This window comes from Bradyrhizobium genosp. SA-3 (assembly GCF_004212635.1).
GTDB lineage: Bacteria > Pseudomonadota > Alphaproteobacteria > Rhizobiales > Xanthobacteraceae > Bradyrhizobium.
On record NZ_PSRT01000078.1, the window covers coordinates 23,116 to 41,612 of the forward strand.

Below are 18,497 nucleotides of genomic sequence, written 5' to 3' on the forward strand. Positions count from 1 at the left end.
CGCACCCGGACGGGCATGGGATTAGCTTAAGTGTCTGAATTATTTGACGAAGTCGACGAGGAAGTACGTCGCGAACAGCTCAAGAAGCTGTGGGACAAGTATTCGATCTACTTCATCGCCCTGATGGTGCTGATCGTGGCCGCCGTCGGCGGCTGGCGCGGCTACCAATATTTCGAGGCCAAGAAGGCCGCCGAGGCCGGCGCAGCCTTCGAGAAGGCCGTCGAGCTGTCCGAGCAGGACAAGCACGCGGACGCCGAGAAGGCCTTCACCGAGCTCGCCGCCAAGGCTCCGTCCGGCTATCGCACCCTGGCGCGGCTGCGCGCTGCGGCCGAGGCCGCCAGTCGCGATCCCAAGGCCGCTGCGAAGATGTATGACGACATTGCCGCCGATCGCAGCGTCGGTGGCGAGTGGCAGGATCTGGCCAAGATCCGGGCCGCCGGCTTGTTGCTCGACAGCGCCAGCTACGCCGACATGCAGCAGCGGCTGGAAGCCTCCGCCGCGCCGAAATCGACCTTCCGCCACAGCGCCCGCGAGATGCTGGCGTTGTCGGCCTGGCGCAACAACGACATGACCGCGGCCCGCAAATGGCTCGACGCGATTGCCGAAGACGGCGAAACACCGCCCGGCCTGCGCTCGCGCGCCGAGGCGTTGCAGGCTCTGCTGCCGCCCGTCGCCAAAAGCTGACGACGGCCCTCTGACGCAAACGAGACACAAGATGCGCCGCACGCCACGTTTGATCGCAGCCACCGTCCTGATCGCCTTCACGGGCCTGTTGGGCGGCTGCTCCAGCGGCGGATTCGATCCGAGCGACATGCTCGACTTCCTCGACACCAAGAAGAAGCTGCCGGGTGACCGCAAGCCGGTGTTCCCCGAGGGCGTGCCGGGCCTCGAGCAGGGCGTGCCGAAGGAGATGTACAAGGGCGCGCAGCAGCAGCCGGACCCGAACGCACCTGCCGTCGCGGCTCTGCCTGCAGAGCCACCGCCGGAGCCGGCCAAGCCTGCGAAGGGGGCCAAGGCGACGAAGTCCAGGCAGCCAGCCGCCACGGCGGCCGCGCCCGCTGCCGGCGAGGTCGATGGCGAGGCCCAGCCGGAGGCTGCACCGGCCACGGCCGCTCAGCCGCCCAAGCATAAGATTGTCCGCAAGCGCACCACCGCGCCGCCGCCAGATCAGCCTGTCCAGCAGGCGCAACCGACCCAGACCACGCAGCAGCAATCGCAGGGCGCTTTCCCGGCGCCACTGCCGAGCGGCAGCTTCTCGCGCTGATATTCTCCATTGCATTGACAGGCGCAGCCCCGGCAGCGCACGAATGACCGATGTCCTTCACGATCGCCATCATCGGCCGGCCCAATGTCGGCAAATCGACGCTGTTCAACCGCCTGGTCGGACAGAAGCTCGCGCTCGTCGATGACCTGCCGGGCGTCACCCGCGACCGCCGCGAGGGTGAGGCCAGGCTCGGCGACCTCCAGTTCATCATCATCGACACCGCCGGCCTCGACGAGGGCGCCAGGGGCTCGCTGACCGCGCGCATGCAGGAGCAGACCGAGACCGCGATCGCGCAGGCCGACGCGCTGTTCTTCGTCATCGATGCCCGCATCGGCCTCACGCCCACCGATCGCGCCTTCGCCGATTTCGCCCGCAAAGCCAACAAGCCGGTGCTGCTGGTCGCCAACAAGAGCGAAGGCAAGCATGGCGATGCCGGTGCGATGGAGGCCTTCGCACTCGGCCTCGGCGATCCCATCCAGATCTCGGCCGAGCATGGCGAGGGCATGGGCGAGCTTTACGATGCGCTCAGCCAGCTGATGCCGGAGCCCGTCGACGAGGACGAGGCCGAGGACGACGCGCCGCTCTCGGAGGAAGAGGCGGCGACGCGCCCGATCCGCGTCGCCATCGTCGGCCGGCCCAATGCCGGCAAGTCGACGCTGATCAACTTTCTGCTCGGCGAGGAGCGCCTGCTGACGAGCCCGGAGGCCGGCACCACGCGGGATTCCATCGCGGTCGAGATCAACTGGAAAGGCCGCGATTTCCGCGTGTTCGACACCGCCGGTCTGCGCCGGCGCTCGCGCATCGAGGAGAAGCTGGAAAAGCTCTCGGTCGCCGACGCGCTGCGCGCGGTGCGCTTTGCTGAAGTCGTCGTGCTGATGATGGACACGCAGAACCGCTTCGAGGAGCAGGATCTGCGCATCGCCGATCTGATCGAGCGTGAGGGCCGGGCGGTCGTGCTCGCCGTCAACAAATGGGACCTGATGGAGACCAAGGGCGGCGGCGCCATCTCGAGCCTGCGCCGCGATGCCGACCATTGGCTGCCACAGCTCAAGGGCGTGCCAATCGTCGCCGTATCGGGCCTGATGGGCGAGGGCATCGACCGCCTGATGCAGGCGATCCAGGATGCCTACGCGATCTGGAACCGGCGCGTGCCGACATCGGCGCTCAATCGCTGGTTCGAGCAGGCGATCCAGGCCAATCCGCCGCCCGCGGTCTCCGGCCGCAGGCTGAAGCTGAACTACATCACCCAGAACAAGGCGCGTCCGCCGAGCTTCGTGCTGTTCTGCTCGCGTGCCGATGCGGTGCCGCAGTCCTACTTGCGCTACCTCACCAATTCCATGCGCGAGACCTTCGATCTGCCGGGCACGCCGGTGCGCATCACCTTGCGCGAGAAGGCCAATCCCTTCGCGCACAAGCGCAAGCGGCCGTCGTGAGCGACGGGGCCGGCGAGGCGATGGCGCAAGGCGCGGCGCCGGTCCGGCGTGGCGCCGTTGCCTTCATCTTCGTCACCATCCTGCTCGACATGCTCGCGCTCGGCGTGATCATGCCGATCCTGCCGAAGCTGATCGAGAGCTTCGTCGATAACGACACCGCGCACGCGGCCCGCATCTTCGGCCTGTTCGGCACCGCCTGGGCGCTGATGCAGTTCGTGTTCTCGCCGCTGCTCGGCGCGCTGTCGGATCGTTTCGGGCGCAGGCCGGTGGTGCTGCTGTCGAATTTCGGGCTGGCGGCCGACTACGTGCTGATGGCGCTGGCGCCGTCGCTGGTGTGGCTATTCATCGGCCGCGTGATCTCAGGCATCACCTCGGCGAGCATCTCGACCGCGTTCGCCTATATCTCGGATATCACGCCGCCGGAACGGCGTGCGGCGATCTTCGGCAGGATTGGTGCGGCCTTCGGCGCCGGCTTCATCCTGGGCCCGGCGCTCGGCGGCTTGCTCGGCGACATCGATCCGCGCCTGCCGTTCTGGGCCTCGGCGGCCTTAAGCTTCGCCAATGCGCTCTATGGGCTCTTCGTCCTGCCGGAATCGCTGTCGCCCGACAAGCGCGCACCGTTCCGCTGGCGAAGTGCCAATCCGATCGGCGCGCTGCACCTGCTGCGATCCAATGCGGTGCTGGCCGCCTTGTCGGTCGTCAATTTCATCGCGCAGGTCGCGCATGTCGTGCTGCCCTCGACCTTCGTGCTCTATGCGACCTATCGCTACGGCTGGGATTCCAAGACCGTGGGACTGACCCTCGCCATGGTCGGCATCTGCGCCATGGTGGTGCAGGGGCTCGGCATCGGCCCGATCGTGCGCGCGCTCGGCGAGTGGAAGGCGCTGCTGCTGGGCTTGTGCTGTGGCGCGATCGGCTTCGTGGTCTTGGGCGCTGCGCCGACCGGTCCGCTATCTTGGCTCGGCATTCCGATTTTGTCGCTATGGGGCATTTCTGGTGCTGCCTCGCAATCGCTGATGACGCGGCTGGTCGCACCCGATCAGCAGGGCCAGTTACAGGGCGCGACCGCAAGCGTGCAGAGCGTGGCGCAGCTCGTCGGCCCGTTCCTGTTCACGCTGACGTTTTCCTATTTCATCGGCGCCAGCGCGCCGCTGCATCTGCCCGGCGCGCCGTTCCTGCTTGCGGCGGTGCTGATGGTGGTGTGCGTGACAATCGCGATGCGGTCGCTCGCTGCAACGAGGACGGTCTCGTAGGGTGGGCGAAGCGACTTGTCCGCCGTAGCTCAAAGAGCGAAGGCGGAAGCGTGCCCACCGCATCTCGATGTCGCGGAGAGATGGTGGGCACGGCGCTTAGGCGCCTTTGCCCACCCTACGGCAGTATCGACTGGCCTACTTCTTCACCAGCGGGCAATCGCTGTCCTTGAGCGGCTTGGCCGCGTCTTCCGGTGCGATGGTGGCGACCAGTTTGTAATAGTCCCACGGTCCCTTCGACTCTTCAGGCTTCTTCACCTCGAACAGATAGGCCGGGATGAGGCGGCGGCCATCGGCGCGCAGTGGGCCCTTGCCGAACAGTGGATCGTCGGTCGGAAGCTCCTTCATCTTGGCGACGACCTTGGCGCCGTCATGCGGATTGCCGCCGAGCGCGTCCATCGCCTTCAGGTAATGCAGGATCTCGGCATAGAGGCCAGCGACCGTCATCGAGGGCATCGAGCCCTTCGGCGAGACCTTCTGGAAGCGCTTCGACCATTCGCGGGTCTGGTCGTTGAGATCCCAATAGAAGGACTCGGTGAAGGTCAGGCCCTGCGCGGTCTTCAGGCCGAGCGAGTGCACGTCGTTGATGAACAGCAGCAGCGCCGCGAGCTTCTGACCGCCGGAGACGATGCCGAATTCGGCGGCCTGCTTGATCGCGTTCGTGGTGTCGCCGCCCGCATTGGCGAGGCCGATGATCTTGGCCTTGGAGGACTGCGCCTGGAGCAGGAACGAGGAGAAGTCGGCCGTGTTGAGCGGGTGCTTGACGCCGCCGAGCACCTTGCCGCCGGTGGCCGTGACCACGGCGCTGGTATCGCGCTCCAGCGCGTGGCCGAAGGCATAGTCCGCGGTCAGGAAGAACCAGCTGTCTCCGCCCGCCTTGGTCAGCGCCTTGCCGGTGCCGTTGGCGAGCATGTAGGTGTCGTAGGTGAAGGAGACGGTGTTGGGCGTGCAGGCCTTGCCGGTGAGATCTGCAGTGGCAGCGCCCGAATTGAGCAGCACCGAGTTCTTTTCCTTGACGAGGTTGCTCACCGCGAGCGCCACGCCTGAGCTCGGAGTATCTGCGATGGCATCGACCTTGTCGGCGTCGATCCATTGCCGGGCGATGTTGACGCCGATGTCGGGTTTGTTCTGGTGGTCACCGGAGAGGACTTCGATGGTCCAGCCCTTGGCCTTCAATCCGGAATCCTCGACCGCCATCTTCACCGCGGCGACCGAGTTCGGGCCGCCGATGTCGGCATAGAGGCTCGACATGTCGTTGAGCACGCCGATCTTGACGGTCTTGTCCTGCGCGTAGGCGGATGTGGCAAAACCGAAAGCGGCACAGGCCAGAAGGGCCGCGGAGCGGCGTGCGAATGTCGTCGTCATGAAAGCTTTCCTCCATTGTCAAATATGCGGACGGCTCTCTTGCGAAGCCTTGTTTCCGGCTGATGGCTCTAGCCTGTCCCACGGCCGGCGGCAATGCGCCTAAAGCCGGATGACGCTGTGTCGTAGCGTCATCTATCGGTTAACTTTTGGGAAAAATGCGTTGAGACGCTATTTGAGAGCGTCCGATGTCAGCTTGAATTTCTGGATGCGCTTTCGATCTTGCGATCCGGGCCACGAACTTGCCGTTTTGCGTGAACGTCAAGATTGCGTTGTCGGTCCGAGTCAATCAAGCCGGCGCGCGGAAGCTCATCAGGCCGCGCGTCTTGTAATCGTAGAACTTGCCGGTCTCGGTCCAATCAGGTGCGCACATCGGCACGATGAATTCGGCGACCTGCTCGGGCGTGTCGAGCGTCGCCGGATCTTCGCCCGGCATCAGGGTGGCGCGCATGCGGGTGCGGATCGGGCCGGGGTTGAACAGGTTGACGCGCAGCTTCGTGTTCGCGGTCTCCTGCGCCCAGGCGCGGGCCAGCGTTTCCAGCGCGGCCTTGGACGCTGCGTAGGGGCTGACATAGGCGGTGGCCTTGTTGGCGGCACCCGAGGTGATGAACACGGCGCGCCCCGCATCGGACTGCTTCAACAGTGGCTCCATGCAGCGGATCAGCTGGAAGTTCGCGGAGACATTCACGGCCATCACGTCGTTGAAGGCCTTCAGCTCGATATGGCCGATCGGCGAGGAGGGCCCGAGCACGCCGGCATTGCCGACCAGGATGTCGAGCTTGCCATAGCGCTCGTGCAGGCCGGCGCCCAGCCGCGCTATGCCGTCGGAATCGGTGAGGTTGAGCGGCACCAGGGTGGCGCTGCCGCCGTCTTTGCGGATCTCGTCGTCGAGCTCTTCCAGCCCGCCCTGCGTGCGCGCCACCGCAACGATATGCGCGCCGGCCTTGGCCAGCGCGCGTGCCGTGGCGAAGCCGATGCCGCGCGAGGCGCCGGTGACGAGAGCGATGCGGTTAGCGAGGGGCTTTGTCATGGAACGTCTTTATCCAGCGTCGTCCCGGCGAAGGCCGGGACCCATACGCCGGGTTTGTTTGGCTTGGGAAGGCGGTTGTTACACCTTCTTCGATCCATTGAAGCCTGTGGTAATGGGTCCTGGCTTTCGCCAGGACGACAGGATCAACTCGCCTCCGCCAGCAGCGACAATTGCCGCGGCTGCGGCTCGGTCTGGGTCTGGTCGGTGAGGTGGGTCGGATAGGCCCCGGTGAAGCAGTGGTCCGAGAATTTCGGATTGGCGGGGTCGCGGCCGGGCTCGCCCATGGCGCGGTACATGCCGTCGATCGACAGGAAGGCGAGCGAGTCGGCGCCGATGATCTCGCGCATCTCCTCCAGCGAATGCGTCGCCGCGAGCAGGCCGCCGCGGTCGGGCAGGTCGATGCCGTAATAATCGGGATAGAGGATCGGGGGCGAAGCGAGACGGAAATGCACTTCGGTCGCGCCCGCATCGCGCATCATGCGCACGATCTTCTTCGAGGTGGTGCCGCGCACCAGCGAGTCGTCGATCAGGATGATGCGCTTGCCTTCGATCGCGGCGCGATTGGCCGAGTGCTTCATGCGCACGCCGGATTCGCGGATCGCCTGCGTCGGCTGGATGAAGGTGCGGCCGACATAGTGGTTGCGGATGATGCCGAGCTCGAACGGCACACCGGAATGCTGGCTGTAGCCGACCGCGGCGGGCACGCCGGAATCCGGCACCGGCACGACGACGTCGACCGGCACGTGGCTCTCGCGCGCGAGCTGCGCGCCGAAGGCCTTGCGGACCTCGTAGACCGAGCGGCCGTGGACGATGGAATCCGGCCGCGAGAAGTAGATGTATTCGAATATGCAGGGGCGCGGCGCCATCGGCGGGAACGGCTTGTGGATATCCTGGCCGTTCTCGTCGAACACGATGACTTCGCCGGGCTCGATGTCGCGCACGAAGCGTGCGCCGATGATGTCGAGGGCGCAGGTCTCGGAGGTCAGGATCGGGCAGCCGTCGAGCTCGCCGAGCACCAGCGGGCGAATGCCGCGCGGATCGCGCGCGCCGACCAGCTTCTTGTTGGTCAGCGAGACCAGCGCATAGGCGCCCTCGATCTCACGCAGCGCATCGACATAGCGCTCGATGAAGCGGCTGCGCTTGGAGCGCGCGACCAGATGCAGGATCACCTCGGTGTCGGTGGTCGACTGCATCATCGCACCGCTCTTGACCAGCTCGCGGCGCAGGGTCAGGCCGTTGGTGAGGTTGCCGTTATGCGCGACCGCGAGGCCACCGGCATTCAGCTCGGCGAACAGTGGCTGCACGTTGCGCAGGATGGTGGCGCCGGTGGTGGAGTAGCGGACATGGCCGACCGCCATGTTGCCGGGCAGGCGGTCGATCACCTCGCCGCGGGAGAAGGTGTCGCCGACGAGGCCGAGGCGGCGTTCTGAGTGAAAGCGGTTACCGTCGTAAGAGACGATGCCGGCGGCTTCCTGGCCGCGGTGCTGAAGGGCGTGGAGACCGAGCGCGGTGATGGCGGCGGCGTCCGGGTGGCCGTAGATGCCGAAGACGCCGCATTCCTCGCGGAGCGTATCCCCCTCCAGGTCGTCCTGGACCTCCAGAGCGGCCGGGCCCAAACCGGCCGTTGGATCGAGATCAAGCTGGGCGTCCTGGTCAGGGTGTCGCATCTCGTCCGCGCCTTTCTCTAGGGCCAATCAACGCGCTGCAGGTTTCTCGATCAGCTTTTTCAGGCTGTCACGAGCGGGTTTACTGTATCCGTCGCCACTGCCCGAAGGCTGCTGCTCGGATTCAGCTTGATCATCATCTGGTTTGTTTTTCTTGAATCTCTTCAAGATGGTGTTCTCGGGGTCGTCGGGCAAGAGGGCCATTAGCCAATCGCCGGTTCCCTGGAGCACCACGCGGGACTTGGCTCCGGTGACCCAGTCCGGACGCTGCTTGTCCGGAACCAGCCAGGTGAAGAACAGGAAGGCGACCACGACGATCAAAAGCCCGCGAGCAAGGCCAAACAGGAAGCCGAGGGTGCGGTCCAGCGCGCCGATGCGCGAGTCCAGGATCATGTCGGAGATCCGCACCGTGATCACGGAGACCACGATCAGGGTACCCACGAACACGCCGGCGACCACGACCACGCTCGCGACCGTATCGTTGTTGAAATAGGTCTTGGCGGTCGGCAGCAGCTTCGAGAAGGAGTACAGCGTCACGATCGCGGCAGCGCCCCAGGCTGCGATCGACAGGATTTCGCGCATGAAGCCGCGGACCATCGCGAGCAGGCCCGAGATCAGCATCACACCGAGCAAGATCAGGTCGAGGAGTGTAACTGGCATCGGCTGGTCTGGTCCGCTCGTACTCTCAAAGGTGCTCAGCGAATCGGTGTTTGGCCGCTGCCCTAAAAGAGGGGCAGACGGCGTTCCCGGCAAGGCCGCAACCACGCAATCCCGTGCTGCTTTTGTGACGGCTGTATAGCGGCGGGGGCCTCCGACGTCACCTCCGGCTAACCATCTCCGCGGCGGAATCTTGCCGGTGTGGCATTTTTCTCTGCCGGCCCGTTCGATTCGCCCCGGCGCGAGCCGCGGGCGGCGATTTCGGCGACCAGTGTCGTCAGGCTGTTGACCGCGTTCAGCGACAGTCCGGCGTCTCCACCGGTCTCGCCGCGGGCCGATTCGGGCAGCACGGCACGCTGGAAGCCGAGTTTTGCCGCTTCCTTCAGCCGGGCCGGGGTCTGCGCCACCGGGCGGACCACGCCGGAGAGCGAGATCTCGCCGAAATAGACGGCATCGGTCGGTAACTGCGCATTAACCAGGGATGACACCAGCGCCGCCGCAGCGGCGAGATCCGCCGCCGGCTCGTTGATGCGCAGGCCGCCGGCGACGTTGAGATAGACGTCGTGCCCGGACAGCTTGACCCCGCAATGGGCTTCCAGCACCGCCAGCACCATCGACAGCCGGCTCGGGTCCCAGCCGACCACGGCCCGGCGCGGGGTGCCGAGCGAGGTCGGGGCCACCAGCGCCTGCAATTCGACCAGGACAGGCCTTGTGCCCTCGATCCCTGCGAAGACGGCGGTGCCGGGCGTGCCGAGATCGCGCTCGGACAGGAACAGCTCGGAGGGGTTGGTGACCTCGCGCAGGCCGAGGCCTGTCATCTCGAACACGCCGATCTCGTCGGTCGGGCCGAACCGGTTCTTCACGGCGCGCAGGATGCGGAATTGCTGCGAGCCTTCGCCCTCGAACGACATCACGGCATCGACCATGTGCTCGACCACGCGGGGGCCGGCGATCTGGCCGTCCTTGGTGACGTGGCCGACCAGGATGATGGCCGCACCGGTTTTCTTGGCAAAGCGGATCAGCGCCTGCGCCGAGGCGCGGACCTGGGTCACCGTACCGGGCGCGGATTCCACCGTATCGGTCCACATCGTCTGGATCGAATCGATCACGATCAGCCGGGGGACCGCGCCCTCCGACAGCGTCGAGACGATGTCCTCGACCGAGGTCTCGGCGGCGAGCTGCACCGGCGCATCCGACAGGCCGAGCCGCTCGGCGCGCAGGCGCACCTGCGCGACCGCCTCTTCGCCGGAAATGTAGACGACGCGGTGACCGGCGCGCGCCAGCAGGCTGGTGGCTTGTGTGAGCAGCGTCGATTTGCCGATGCCGGGATCGCCGCCGACCAGCAGCACCGAGCCGCGGACGAAACCGCCGCCGGTGACGCGGTCGAGCTCGGTCATTCCTGAGGACAGGCGCGGCGCATCCGGGCTTTTCCCAGCGAGGCTCTCCAGCGCAAAGGTCCGCCCCTTGCGCTTGGAGCGGATCGACACCGGCACGCTGCCGCCGGTGTCCTCCTCGGCGAGCGTGTTCCACTCGCCGCACGATTCGCACTTGCCCTGCCAGCGGTTATAGGCCGCGCCGCAGTTCTGGCAGACGAAGGAGAGGGTGGATTTGGCCATGGGGATAGCGAGTCGTGCTCAAGGAGATTGCGTCGCGTTCCATAGCATGGAGAGCCCGGCCGCGACCATGATCGCGTCCATCAGCAGGCGAAACATCTCCGGCTTCAGGTGCAGCACGAAGCGCTTCGCGATGAAGGCACCCGACATCAGCGAGCCGCCTGCGATCAGGCCCTTGATGAAGACCTCGCCGGTCAGCGCGCCGAAACGCTCGAAGGTCACGGATTTCGCGAAATAGAGCCCGAGCGAGGAGGCCGCTTCAGTGGCGAGGAAGGGACCCTTGCTGAGCCCGTAGAACAGGAACAGCGGCACGCTGAGCGGGCCGGTCGAGACCACAATGCCGGTGAGATAGCCGATGATTGCGCCGCCGATGGCGAGGTGCCAGAGATTGGCCTTGAGGTCGTGCCGCGCCAGCCAATGCCGCACCGGCACCATCGCGATCAGGAAGATGCCGATGGTGAGATCGACGGCATGCGCGGGCAGTGCCAACAGTGTCCGCGCGCCGAGTGCCGCGGCCGGAATGCCCGTCACCGAATAGGCTGCGCAAGCCCGCCAGTCGACCTCGCGCCACCACGCTAGGATGCGCGAAAAATTCGCCATCACGGAGGCCACCGCCATGATCGGCACGGCTTCCTTCGGCCCATAGGCATAGACCAGCACCGGCATCAGCATGATCGACGAGCCGGTGCCGACGATGCCGGAAATGGTGCCGGCGATGAGGCCGACGCTCAGGACGAAGAGAAAGGCCAAGGGCAGCGCTCCGGGAATCGCAGGAGTTTAGCCGGGGCGGGCAGGGAGCGCGATGCCGGCGGCGCTCCAGTATCTTCCCTGACAAAGATTGGAACCCGTCATTAATGCGAGCAAGTTCGACGACGGGACATGTCAGTCACCGTACGGGAGAATTCTTCGATGATGACATTGTGCCGGTGTTTTGCCCGACGAGTCAATTCGAATTTCGGAATTTGCGTAAATCATTGAGCGCACAGGGGGCGGCTACTGTGCATGGGGTTGTTTTTCAATATTTTGTTGAGGCGCCTCACTGCTGACAGCATGTTGGCAGCGGGGGCCGGCTACGACCATCTCCTGACAAAACGGAGAGCGGGTCATGCCGATCGAGGCAAGTTGTCATTGTGGTGAGACGGTGTTCGAGGTGACGGAGGTGCCTTCGAGCGTGAAGCGCTGCACCTGCACGCTATGTGCCAAGCGCGGCGCGCTGTGGGCCTATTACACGCCGGCACAGTTCCGCCTGCTCTCGCCGGCGGAGAACGTCGCGACCTATCTCTGGGGCAGCCGCACCGTCAAACATCATTTCTGCGCGAGCTGCGGCTGCGGCACCTATTCCGAGTCGCCGGACTTGTCGACTGGCAAGCCCGATTTCGACAATCCCAAGGTCGCCGTCAATGCGCGCCTGTTCGACGATTTCGATCTGGAGGCCGTGCCGGTGACCGTGATCGACGGCAGGAATCTGTGGTGAGGGTTGTCAACGCAACACGATCCACGCCGGCGCGTGATCGCTGGCGCCATCCTCGCCGCGGATCGTCTTGTCGACGCCAGCTTTGACCAGCCGCGGGGCGAGGGCAGGGCTGAGCAGGAGATGATCGAGCCGCAGGCCCGCATCGCGCGGCCAGCGGTTTCGCTTGTAGTCCCAGAACGTATAGATGCGCTGTTCGGGATGCAGCTCGCGGATCGCGTCGCACCAGCCTTGTTCGACCAGCGAGGCAAACGCCGCGCGGCTCTTCGGCTGGATCAGTGCATCCTTGTCCCATGATCGGGTCGGATAGATGTCGATCTCCGTGGGCGCGACGTTGTAATCGCCGGCGAGCACCACCGGCAAATCCTGCTTGATGAAGCTCTTGGCGTGGCGCTTGAGCCGCGCGAACCAGTCGAGCTTGTAGTCGAATTTCGGCCCCGGTTGCGGATTGCCGTTCGGCAGGTAAATGCTGGTGACGATGACGCCGCGCACGGCGGCCTCGATGTAGCGTGCTTCGTGATCATCGGCCTTGCCCGGCAAGCAATCGCGGGTGAGCACCGGCTCGGCGTTGCGAGCGAGGAGGGCGACGCCGCTCCAGGTCTTTTGTCCACGCCAGACTGCGCCATAGCCGGCTTTTTCGATGGCCGCCGCCGGAAATTCGCCATCACTTGCCTTCAACTCCTGAAGCGCGACGACATCGGGCTTCGCCACGCGCAGCCATGCCAACAGATTGGGCAGGCGGCGATTGATGTTGTTGATGTTGAATGTCGCAATCTTCATGTAGGGCTAACGCTTCTGCCTTCCGATACCGGAGACACAATGTCCAAGTTGAGCTTTGTTGCCATCGCACTCGTCATCGCGTTCTCCGGAGCCGCATCGGCACAATCGTCCGATCCGCGCGGCGCGTGCAAGGCGGACTATGACAAATTCTGCGCCGGCATCGCGCCGGGCGGCGGCATCGTCGCATGCCTCAACGCCAAGCGCGACCAGCTCACTGCGACCTGCAAGGCGGCGCTGGACAGCAGGAAGAAGAAATAAGTTTCGTGTCCCGGACGCGGCGCAGCACGCAGTGATGCGACGCTGAGCCGGGACCCAGAGGGCGACACCGTACAATGTGGAGAGATGGGCCCCGGCTCTGCAACGCACCGCTGAAGTAGCGCTGCGCTGCGTCCGGGGCACGCGCGTGTCGCTCAACTCGGCAACGGCGGCGGGCTCGCGGGCTGCTCGACCGGCGGCGGCGAGGACAGCTGCTCGGAAGCCTGTGCTGTGGGCGCCGGCCTTGCCAGCAGCTCCGCGACATTGCCGCCTTTGTAGATGCGGGCGTAGCGGTGGCCGAGGCTGGTCAGCACCTCGTAGCCGATCGTGCCGAAATGATGCGCGAGCTCGTCGACCGTGATGCCGTCTCCGAGCAGCGTCACCATGTGGCCGCGCCGCGCGGCGTTCGGCGGCAGGTCGGTGATGTCGATCGCGATCAGGTCCATCGAGATGCGGCCCGCGACCGGGCAGCGTTTTCCGGCCACGATGACTTCGGCGCCGCGGGTGCCGTCATTGGAGCTGGCGGCGCGGAAATAGCCGTCGGCATAGCCGACCGCGATGATCGCGAGCTTGGTCGGCCGCCGTGCGGTCCAGGTGCCGCCATAGCCGACGCTCTCGCCGCGATCGATGGTGCGGATCTGCACGATGCGCGCCTTGAGGTCGACCACCTGCTGCATGGGATTGTCGGCCTCCGGCGTCGGGTTGACGCCGTAGAGCGCAGCCCCCGGGCGCACCATGTCGAACTGGAAGGGCGCGCCCAGGAAGATGCCGGAGGAGTTGGCGAGCGCGGCCGGCACGCCCGAGAACTCGCTGGCGATGCTGCGGAAGGCCGCGAGTTGTCTTGCATTGACGGGGCTGTTGAGCTGCTCGCCCGAGACCAGATGGCTCATCACCAGCGTGATGCCGTGATCGCCGGCATTGATGCGGGGGATGATGGCCTGCGCTTCCGCAAGCGTCAGGCCCAGGCGGTTCATGCCGGTGTCGATGTGAACGGCGGCGCCTCCGGTCCAGCCGCTGCGGCGGCAGAACACGTCCCATTCGGCGAGCTCGTTGAGATCGCCGATCACCGGCCGGCAATTGATCTTCGCATAGTGCTCGCCGGTGTTCTGGAAGTAGCCGCCAAGCGCGTAGATCGTGGGCTCCGGCACGGCCGCGCGCACCTTGCGCGCTTCCTCGATGGTGGCAACGAAGAAGGTCTTGCAGCCGGCCTTGCTTAAGGCACGCGCGACTTCGGGGGCGCCGCAGCCATAGGCGTCGGCCTTGATCACCGCCGCGCATTCGGCCGGCACCGCCGTCTTTTCGAGCTTGCGCCAATTGGCGATGATGGCGTCGAGATCGACGGTGAGCACGCCGCCATAGGCAGCGAGCGCGGCAGCCTGATTGGCCTCCGCGGAGAGAGAACCGGATTGCGAGATCATTTTCGGGTCGGACGCCATTGTCATGACGCCGTTTTACGCAAGAGACCCGAGTGGTTCAACCCGGGGAACACTCTAGTAGTCGCTGCGATCCGGCAACTGGCCGTCATGGGCGAGGTCGCCGAAGCGGGTGACCGAGGCATCGAAGTGCAGCTCGACCGTGCCGGTCGGACCGTGGCGCTGCTTGCCGATGATGACTTCGGCCCGGCCGACCGTGCGTTCCATGTCGGCCTGCCATTTGGCGTGCTCCTCGGTGCCGGGGCGCGGCTCCTTCATCGCGAGGTAATATTCCTCGCGGAACACGAACAGCACGACGTCGGCGTCCTGCTCGATCGAGCCGGATTCGCGCAGGTCCGAGAGCTGCGGCCGTTTGTCGTCACGCGATTCCACCTGACGCGACAGCTGCGATAGCGCGATCACGGGGACGTTGAGCTCCTTCGCCAGCGCCTTCAGGCTGGTCGTGATCTCCGTGATTTCCTGCACGCGGCTGTCGCTGGCGCGCTTGCCCGAGCCTGACAGCAGCTGGATATAGTCGATCACCAGGAGATCGAGCCCCTTCTGGCGCTTCAGCCGGCGCGCGCGCGCCATCAGCTGCGCGATCGACAGACCGCCGGTGGCGTCGACATAGAACGGCAGCGATTGCAGCTCGATCGAGACCTGGCGGATCTTTTCGAAATCGGCTTCCGAGATGCCGCCGCGGCGGATGTGGGAGGAGGGGATGCCGGTGCGCTCGGCCACGATACGCGTGGCGAGCTGGTCGGCCGACATTTCGCAGGAGAAGAACCCGATCACGCCGCCATTGGCGGCCTTCATGGTGCCGTCGGCCTGGAGTTCCGGAACATAGGCTTGTGCGACGTTGTAGGCGATGTTGGTCGCAAGCGAGGTCTTGCCCATGCCGGGACGTCCCGCCACGATGATGAGGTCGGAGTGCTGCAAGCCGCCCATCTTGGTGTCGAGGTCGCGCAGGCCCGTCGAGATGCCCGACAGCTTTCCATCGCGCTGGAATGCCTTCGCCGCGAGATCGACCGCGACCGTCAGTGCCTGCGAGAATTTTTGGAAGCCGCCGTCATAACGGCCGGACTCGGCGAGCTCGTAGAGGCGGCGCTCGGCGTCCTCGATCTGCGCCCGCGGCTGGAAATCGACCGGCGCGTCATAGGCGACGTTGACCATGTCCTCGCCGATGCCGATCAGGTCGCGCCGCAACGACAGGTCATAGATGGTGCGGCCGTAATCCTGGGCATTGATGATGGTGGTCGCTTCGGCCGCGAGCCGCGCCAGATATTGTCCGATGGTCATGCCGCCGACGTCGGTGTCGGCGGGGAGGAACGTCTTCAGCGTGACGGGCGTCGCGATCTTGCCCATCCGGATCAGGCTGCCGGCGGTCTCGAATATGGTCTGATGCAGCGGCTCGAAGAAATGCTTCGCCTCCAGGAAGTCGGAGACGCGGTAGAACGCATCGTTGTTGACCAGGATCGCGCCCAGAAGGCTCTGTTCCGCCTCGATATTATGCGGCGCGCTCCGATAGGCGGGCGTTCCGGCGTCGGGCGCGAGTTTGAGAACGTTCGAATCAGTCAGGGCCATGGTCGGACGTGATTAGCAATTTTCTTGGGCGGATGCGGGGCGCGATAAAGCGCCGCCTCGGCCCAAAGCGGAAGCAAAAGCTGACCGCTATCAACCGCTCAGTGAAAATGGTGGATGATTGGTAGCCGCAGCGCGCCCCGCGCTTGACGGATTTTCGCGGAACCGGGAGCGGCCGCACCCGCGCCACGGAAAAATCCTCAAACCGTGAACCTTATGGATTGGCGCGCAGACCCATCAAGAACGCGCGAATCGACGCACGCTGGGAGCCTTCGACTCGGATTCAGACCAGCAGGAGGTAGACCAGCGCAACCAGGGCCGCCCCGACGCCGGTGACGATCAGGGCGTAATCGGTGCGGAGGTCGTCCTGCACGTCGAATGAGGTTTGCGTCTTTTTGCTCATGGCGACGATCTAAGTCAGGTCCGACCAGACTTATGTGAAGCAGATCACATCTTCCCGGATTCTTTCGGGGTAGAGGCGGAACAGGCCGGCGGGCAGTGGGGTTGTCCCGAATCGCCAGCAGGAAGACGAGGCAAGCGATGCGGCCAGAACGGCAGCAGCAGATGTGGCGAAGCGAAGCAGGCAGCCGGCTCTGGCTAGCGGGACTGATCGCGGCCATGGAGCACGCCGAGCGGCCTGAGGTGCGGCGTCAGCCGGTCGCGCCCGAACTCCTCGTCGAATTGCGAGCGCAACTGGCGTTAAACGCCTCTTTCCGGATCTCCCAGATTTCGACCCGACGTCACTAGGGCTTATTCACCTGCCAGCTTCAGCCTGGGCTTGGCGCCGCCCTCGAGGGCCCGCAGCCGGGCTTCTTCGCGCGCGATGTAGTCGCGCGTGATCGGCACCACGCCCTGGCGACGGGTGAGCTGGATCTGGAAGTTCATCATGGCCTGCTTGCGGAAGGTCATTTCGCAGGCCGCCAGGTAGAACTCCCACATCAAGGCAAAGCGCTCGTCGTACAGCTGCACGGCCTCCTCGCGCCGCGCCATGAAGCGCTCCCGCCAGGCCTTCAGCGTCTCGGCGTAATGCAGGCGCAGGATCTCGATGTCGCAGACCAGCAGGTCCGCCCGCTCGATCGCCGGCAGCACCTCGGACAAAGCGGGGATGTAGCCGCCGGGGAAGATGTATTTGGCGATCCAGGGATTGGTCGAGTCCGGCCCCTGCGAACGGCCGATCGAGTGCAGCAGCATGACGCCGTCCTCGTTCAGGAGCTCGGCGCAGCGCTGGAAGTAGGTGTCGTAGAACCGGGCGCCGACATGCTCGAACATGCCGACCGAGACGATGCGGTCGAATGGACCGTCGATGTCGCGGTAGTCCTGGAGCAGGAATTTGGCCGAGCCCGTCAGGCCCTTTTCGGCGGCGCGCGCATTGGCGATCTGCAATTGTTCGGTCGACAGCGTGATGCCGGTGACGTCGGCGCCCGCGATCTCGGCGAGATAGAGCCCGAGCCCGCCCCAGCCCGAGCCGATGTCGAGCACGCGCTGGCCGTTCCTGACGAGCAGCTTTGCGGCGATGTGCCGCTTTTTGGCGAGCTGCGCATCGTCGAGCGTCGTCTCCGGCGTCTCGAAATAGGCGCAGCTATATTGCTTGTCGGCATCGAGGAAGAGCGAATAGAGCCGGGCGTCGAGATCGTAGTGGTGCGCCACGTTGCTGCGGGCGCGCGAGCGCGGATTGAACTGCTTCAGGTGGCGCGTCAGATAGCGCAGGTGCCACCACGGTTTTGCCCACTGCGGCAATAGGTCGGGTTGATCGAGCAGGATCGCGAGGGCATCAGCTATGGTGCCGCGTTCGACCACGAACTCGCCGTCCATATAGGCCTCGCCAAGCCCGAGCTCGGGATTGATGAGGATCTTGCGCTCCGCGTCCGCGGTCATGAAGCGCACCGCGACCGGTTCGCCAGAGCCGTCGCCGACAGTGAATGTCACCCCGCTTGCGCTGGTCAAGGTCATCGACCCGCGGCGGATGAATTGAGACAGGAATCTACGCAACAAACGGTCCATCGACACCTTCCTCTCGAGCGGACCCGAAGAGATGCGACTAACCCGGCCTTTACATTTGACGCTCAGGGTCCCGCTCGGGTTCCTATGCGTTTGCATCTAAATCTAGGGGAGCAGGTCCGGCTGCGCTATTGCGCTGTGTTCAAAGCCGATATTCGAAAAGCGCTTAATCACATCCTTGCGCGCGGACCTGCTTCCATTCGCGGCTCAATCGGCTAAAAGGTGACCGCCGCCGCGCGGGATGCCGGCTGCACCTCTCGGATTTCAATGGAGATGATGGGAAATGTCGAGCCGAGCGCTCAGCCTCGCGACGGTACTGCTTCTGATCGGCTTCGGCGCGACCGATACCGTTCTTGCGCAGGCAACGAACCTCGAGGCCGGCAAGACTCCGTCCCAGCTCTTCGCGCAAACCTGCAATGCCTGCCACAAGAGCCCGCGCGGGCTTCTGAAATCCGTGGCGCCGGGTTCGCTGCCGGGCTTCCTGCGCCAGCACTACACCACGAGCTCGGACATGGCGGGCATCCTCGCCTCCTACCTCGTCTCCAACGGTGCCACCGACGCCCGCTACCAGGCCAAGGACGGCAAGGACAAGAAAGACGGCGCCAAGGATAAGGAAGCCAATACGGCTCCGGGCCAGTCCGAACATCAGGGCCGCCGCCAGCGCTCGCAGGAGGCCGTCAAGCCGGAGGGCGAGGGGGCCGCGCCGGCGGCCGAGGGCGCGCGCCAG

The 18,497-nt window shown here is 65.2% G+C and carries 16 protein-coding genes and 1 pseudogene; 7 read left to right on the forward strand and 10 right to left on the reverse strand.

What is annotated here, in order from left to right; translation table 11 throughout:
* Positions 1 to 30 precede the first annotated feature (30 nt).
* Genes CWO91_RS25505 through CWO91_RS25520 form a run of 4 tightly spaced genes read left to right on the forward strand, consistent with a single transcriptional unit; the run spans position 31 to position 3,950 of the window.
* A complete protein-coding gene (locus CWO91_RS25505; protein WP_130217345.1) occupies positions 31 to 684 on the forward strand; it encodes a tetratricopeptide repeat protein in 654 nt (217 codons plus the stop codon).
* Between the two features lie 31 nt (positions 685 to 715).
* On the forward strand, positions 716 to 1,264 hold the full coding sequence (locus CWO91_RS25510) for a hypothetical protein (RefSeq protein WP_130217347.1): 549 nt from the start codon (positions 716 to 718) through the stop codon (positions 1,262 to 1,264).
* A 50-nt stretch (positions 1,265 to 1,314) separates the two neighbouring features.
* The gene (gene der / locus CWO91_RS25515; RefSeq protein WP_130217349.1) at positions 1,315 to 2,697 is read left to right on the forward strand and encodes a ribosome biogenesis GTPase Der; all 1,383 of its coding nucleotides are present in this window, start codon (positions 1,315 to 1,317) and stop codon (positions 2,695 to 2,697) included.
* Positions 2,694 to 3,950, forward strand: coding sequence for a TCR/Tet family MFS transporter (locus tag CWO91_RS25520; protein ID WP_130217351.1), 1,257 nt, complete (start codon positions 2,694 to 2,696; stop codon positions 3,948 to 3,950). The genes der and CWO91_RS25520 overlap by 4 nt, the downstream gene beginning before the upstream one ends.
* Before the next feature lie 135 nt (positions 3,951 to 4,085).
* On the opposite strand, the gene CWO91_RS25525 is transcribed toward CWO91_RS25520, so the two are convergent.
* The 6 genes from CWO91_RS25525 to CWO91_RS25550 all read right to left on the reverse strand — a co-directional run bounded on the left by CWO91_RS25525 (position 4,086) and on the right by CWO91_RS25550 (position 11,023).
* Positions 4,086 to 5,312, reverse strand: coding sequence for an ABC transporter substrate-binding protein (locus CWO91_RS25525; protein ID WP_130217353.1), 1,227 nt, complete (start codon positions 5,310 to 5,312; stop codon positions 4,086 to 4,088).
* A 286-nt stretch (positions 5,313 to 5,598) separates the two neighbouring features.
* Positions 5,599 to 6,339 carry an SDR family NAD(P)-dependent oxidoreductase gene (locus CWO91_RS25530; RefSeq protein ID WP_130217355.1) on the reverse strand — a complete coding sequence of 247 codons (741 nt, stop codon included), beginning with the start codon at positions 6,337 to 6,339 and terminating at the stop codon, positions 5,599 to 5,601.
* A 143-nt stretch (positions 6,340 to 6,482) separates the two neighbouring features.
* Entirely contained in the window at positions 6,483 to 8,006 is a 1,524-nt protein-coding gene (purF, locus tag CWO91_RS25535) for an amidophosphoribosyltransferase (protein WP_130217357.1), read from the reverse strand.
* A gap of 27 nt (positions 8,007 to 8,033) precedes the next feature.
* Positions 8,034 to 8,663, reverse strand: a complete 630-nt coding sequence (locus CWO91_RS25540) for a CvpA family protein (protein ID WP_130217377.1) — start codon at positions 8,661 to 8,663, stop codon at positions 8,034 to 8,036.
* A gap of 167 nt (positions 8,664 to 8,830) precedes the next feature.
* Entirely contained in the window at positions 8,831 to 10,276 is a 1,446-nt protein-coding gene (radA, locus tag CWO91_RS25545) for a DNA repair protein RadA (protein ID WP_130217359.1), read from the reverse strand.
* Positions 10,277 to 10,294: 18 nt separating this feature from the next.
* Entirely contained in the window at positions 10,295 to 11,023 is a 729-nt protein-coding gene (locus CWO91_RS25550) for a sulfite exporter TauE/SafE family protein (protein ID WP_130217361.1), read from the reverse strand.
* 355 nt (positions 11,024 to 11,378) lie between these two features.
* Here CWO91_RS25550 and CWO91_RS25555 point away from each other — a divergent pair, with 355 nt between their 5' ends.
* Positions 11,379 to 11,747, forward strand: coding sequence for a GFA family protein (locus tag CWO91_RS25555; protein ID WP_130217363.1), 369 nt, complete (start codon positions 11,379 to 11,381; stop codon positions 11,745 to 11,747).
* Positions 11,748 to 11,753: 6 nt separating this feature from the next.
* On the opposite strand, the gene CWO91_RS25560 is transcribed toward CWO91_RS25555, so the two are convergent.
* Positions 11,754 to 12,524, reverse strand: coding sequence for an exodeoxyribonuclease III (locus CWO91_RS25560; protein ID WP_130217365.1), 771 nt, complete (start codon positions 12,522 to 12,524; stop codon positions 11,754 to 11,756).
* A gap of 39 nt (positions 12,525 to 12,563) precedes the next feature.
* On the opposite strand from CWO91_RS25560, the gene CWO91_RS25565 reads away from it, so the two are divergent.
* Entirely contained in the window at positions 12,564 to 12,782 is a 219-nt protein-coding gene (locus CWO91_RS25565) for a cysteine rich repeat-containing protein (protein ID WP_130217367.1), read from the forward strand.
* Between the two features lie 152 nt (positions 12,783 to 12,934).
* Here the strand turns inward: CWO91_RS25565 and alr are convergent, their stop codons facing one another.
* The 3 genes from alr to CWO91_RS25590 all read right to left on the reverse strand — a co-directional run bounded on the left by alr (position 12,935) and on the right by CWO91_RS25590 (position 17,773).
* Entirely contained in the window at positions 12,935 to 14,221 is a 1,287-nt protein-coding gene (alr, locus tag CWO91_RS25575; protein WP_130217369.1) for an alanine racemase, read from the reverse strand.
* 48 nt (positions 14,222 to 14,269) lie between these two features.
* Positions 14,270 to 15,775, reverse strand: coding sequence for a replicative DNA helicase (locus tag CWO91_RS25580; protein ID WP_091895028.1), 1,506 nt, complete (start codon positions 15,773 to 15,775; stop codon positions 14,270 to 14,272).
* A gap of 747 nt (positions 15,776 to 16,522) precedes the next feature.
* Entirely contained in the window at positions 16,523 to 17,773 is a 1,251-nt protein-coding gene (locus CWO91_RS25590) for an SAM-dependent methyltransferase (protein ID WP_165405698.1), read from the reverse strand.
* 280 nt (positions 17,774 to 18,053) lie between these two features.
* Here CWO91_RS25590 and CWO91_RS25595 point away from each other — a divergent pair.
* Positions 18,054 to 18,497 (forward strand): annotated as a pseudogene (locus CWO91_RS25595) (hypothetical protein); the annotation flags it as partial.

What these genes read in the sequence shown, in the direction of transcription:
- CWO91_RS25510 (WP_130217347.1), top strand. Translation starts at nt 716, where the DNA reads ATGCGCCGCACGCCACGTTTGATCGCAGCCACCGTCCTGATCGCCTTC.
- der (WP_130217349.1), top strand. Translation starts at nt 1,315, where the DNA reads ATGTCCTTCACGATCGCCATCATCGGCCGGCCCAATGTCGGCAAATCG.
- CWO91_RS25525 (WP_130217353.1), bottom strand. Translation starts at nt 5,312, where the DNA reads ATGACGACGACATTCGCACGCCGCTCCGCGGCCCTTCTGGCCTGTGCC.
- CWO91_RS25530 (WP_130217355.1), bottom strand. Translation starts at nt 6,339, where the DNA reads ATGACAAAGCCCCTCGCTAACCGCATCGCTCTCGTCACCGGCGCCTCG.
- purF (WP_130217357.1), bottom strand. Translation starts at nt 8,006, where the DNA reads ATGCGACACCCTGACCAGGACGCCCAGCTTGATCTCGATCCAACGGCC.
- CWO91_RS25540 (WP_130217377.1), bottom strand. Translation starts at nt 8,663, where the DNA reads ATGCCAGTTACACTCCTCGACCTGATCTTGCTCGGTGTGATGCTGATC.
- radA (WP_130217359.1), bottom strand. Translation starts at nt 10,276, where the DNA reads ATGGCCAAATCCACCCTCTCCTTCGTCTGCCAGAACTGCGGCGCGGCC.
- CWO91_RS25555 (WP_130217363.1), top strand. Translation starts at nt 11,379, where the DNA reads ATGCCGATCGAGGCAAGTTGTCATTGTGGTGAGACGGTGTTCGAGGTG.
- CWO91_RS25560 (WP_130217365.1), bottom strand. Translation starts at nt 12,524, where the DNA reads ATGAAGATTGCGACATTCAACATCAACAACATCAATCGCCGCCTGCCC.
- CWO91_RS25565 (WP_130217367.1), top strand. Translation starts at nt 12,564, where the DNA reads ATGTCCAAGTTGAGCTTTGTTGCCATCGCACTCGTCATCGCGTTCTCC.
- alr (WP_130217369.1), bottom strand. Translation starts at nt 14,221, where the DNA reads ATGACAATGGCGTCCGACCCGAAAATGATCTCGCAATCCGGTTCTCTC.
- CWO91_RS25580 (WP_091895028.1), bottom strand. Translation starts at nt 15,775, where the DNA reads ATGGCCCTGACTGATTCGAACGTTCTCAAACTCGCGCCCGACGCCGGA.
- CWO91_RS25590 (WP_165405698.1), bottom strand. Translation starts at nt 17,773, where the DNA reads ATGGACCGTTTGTTGCGTAGATTCCTGTCTCAATTCATCCGCCGCGGG.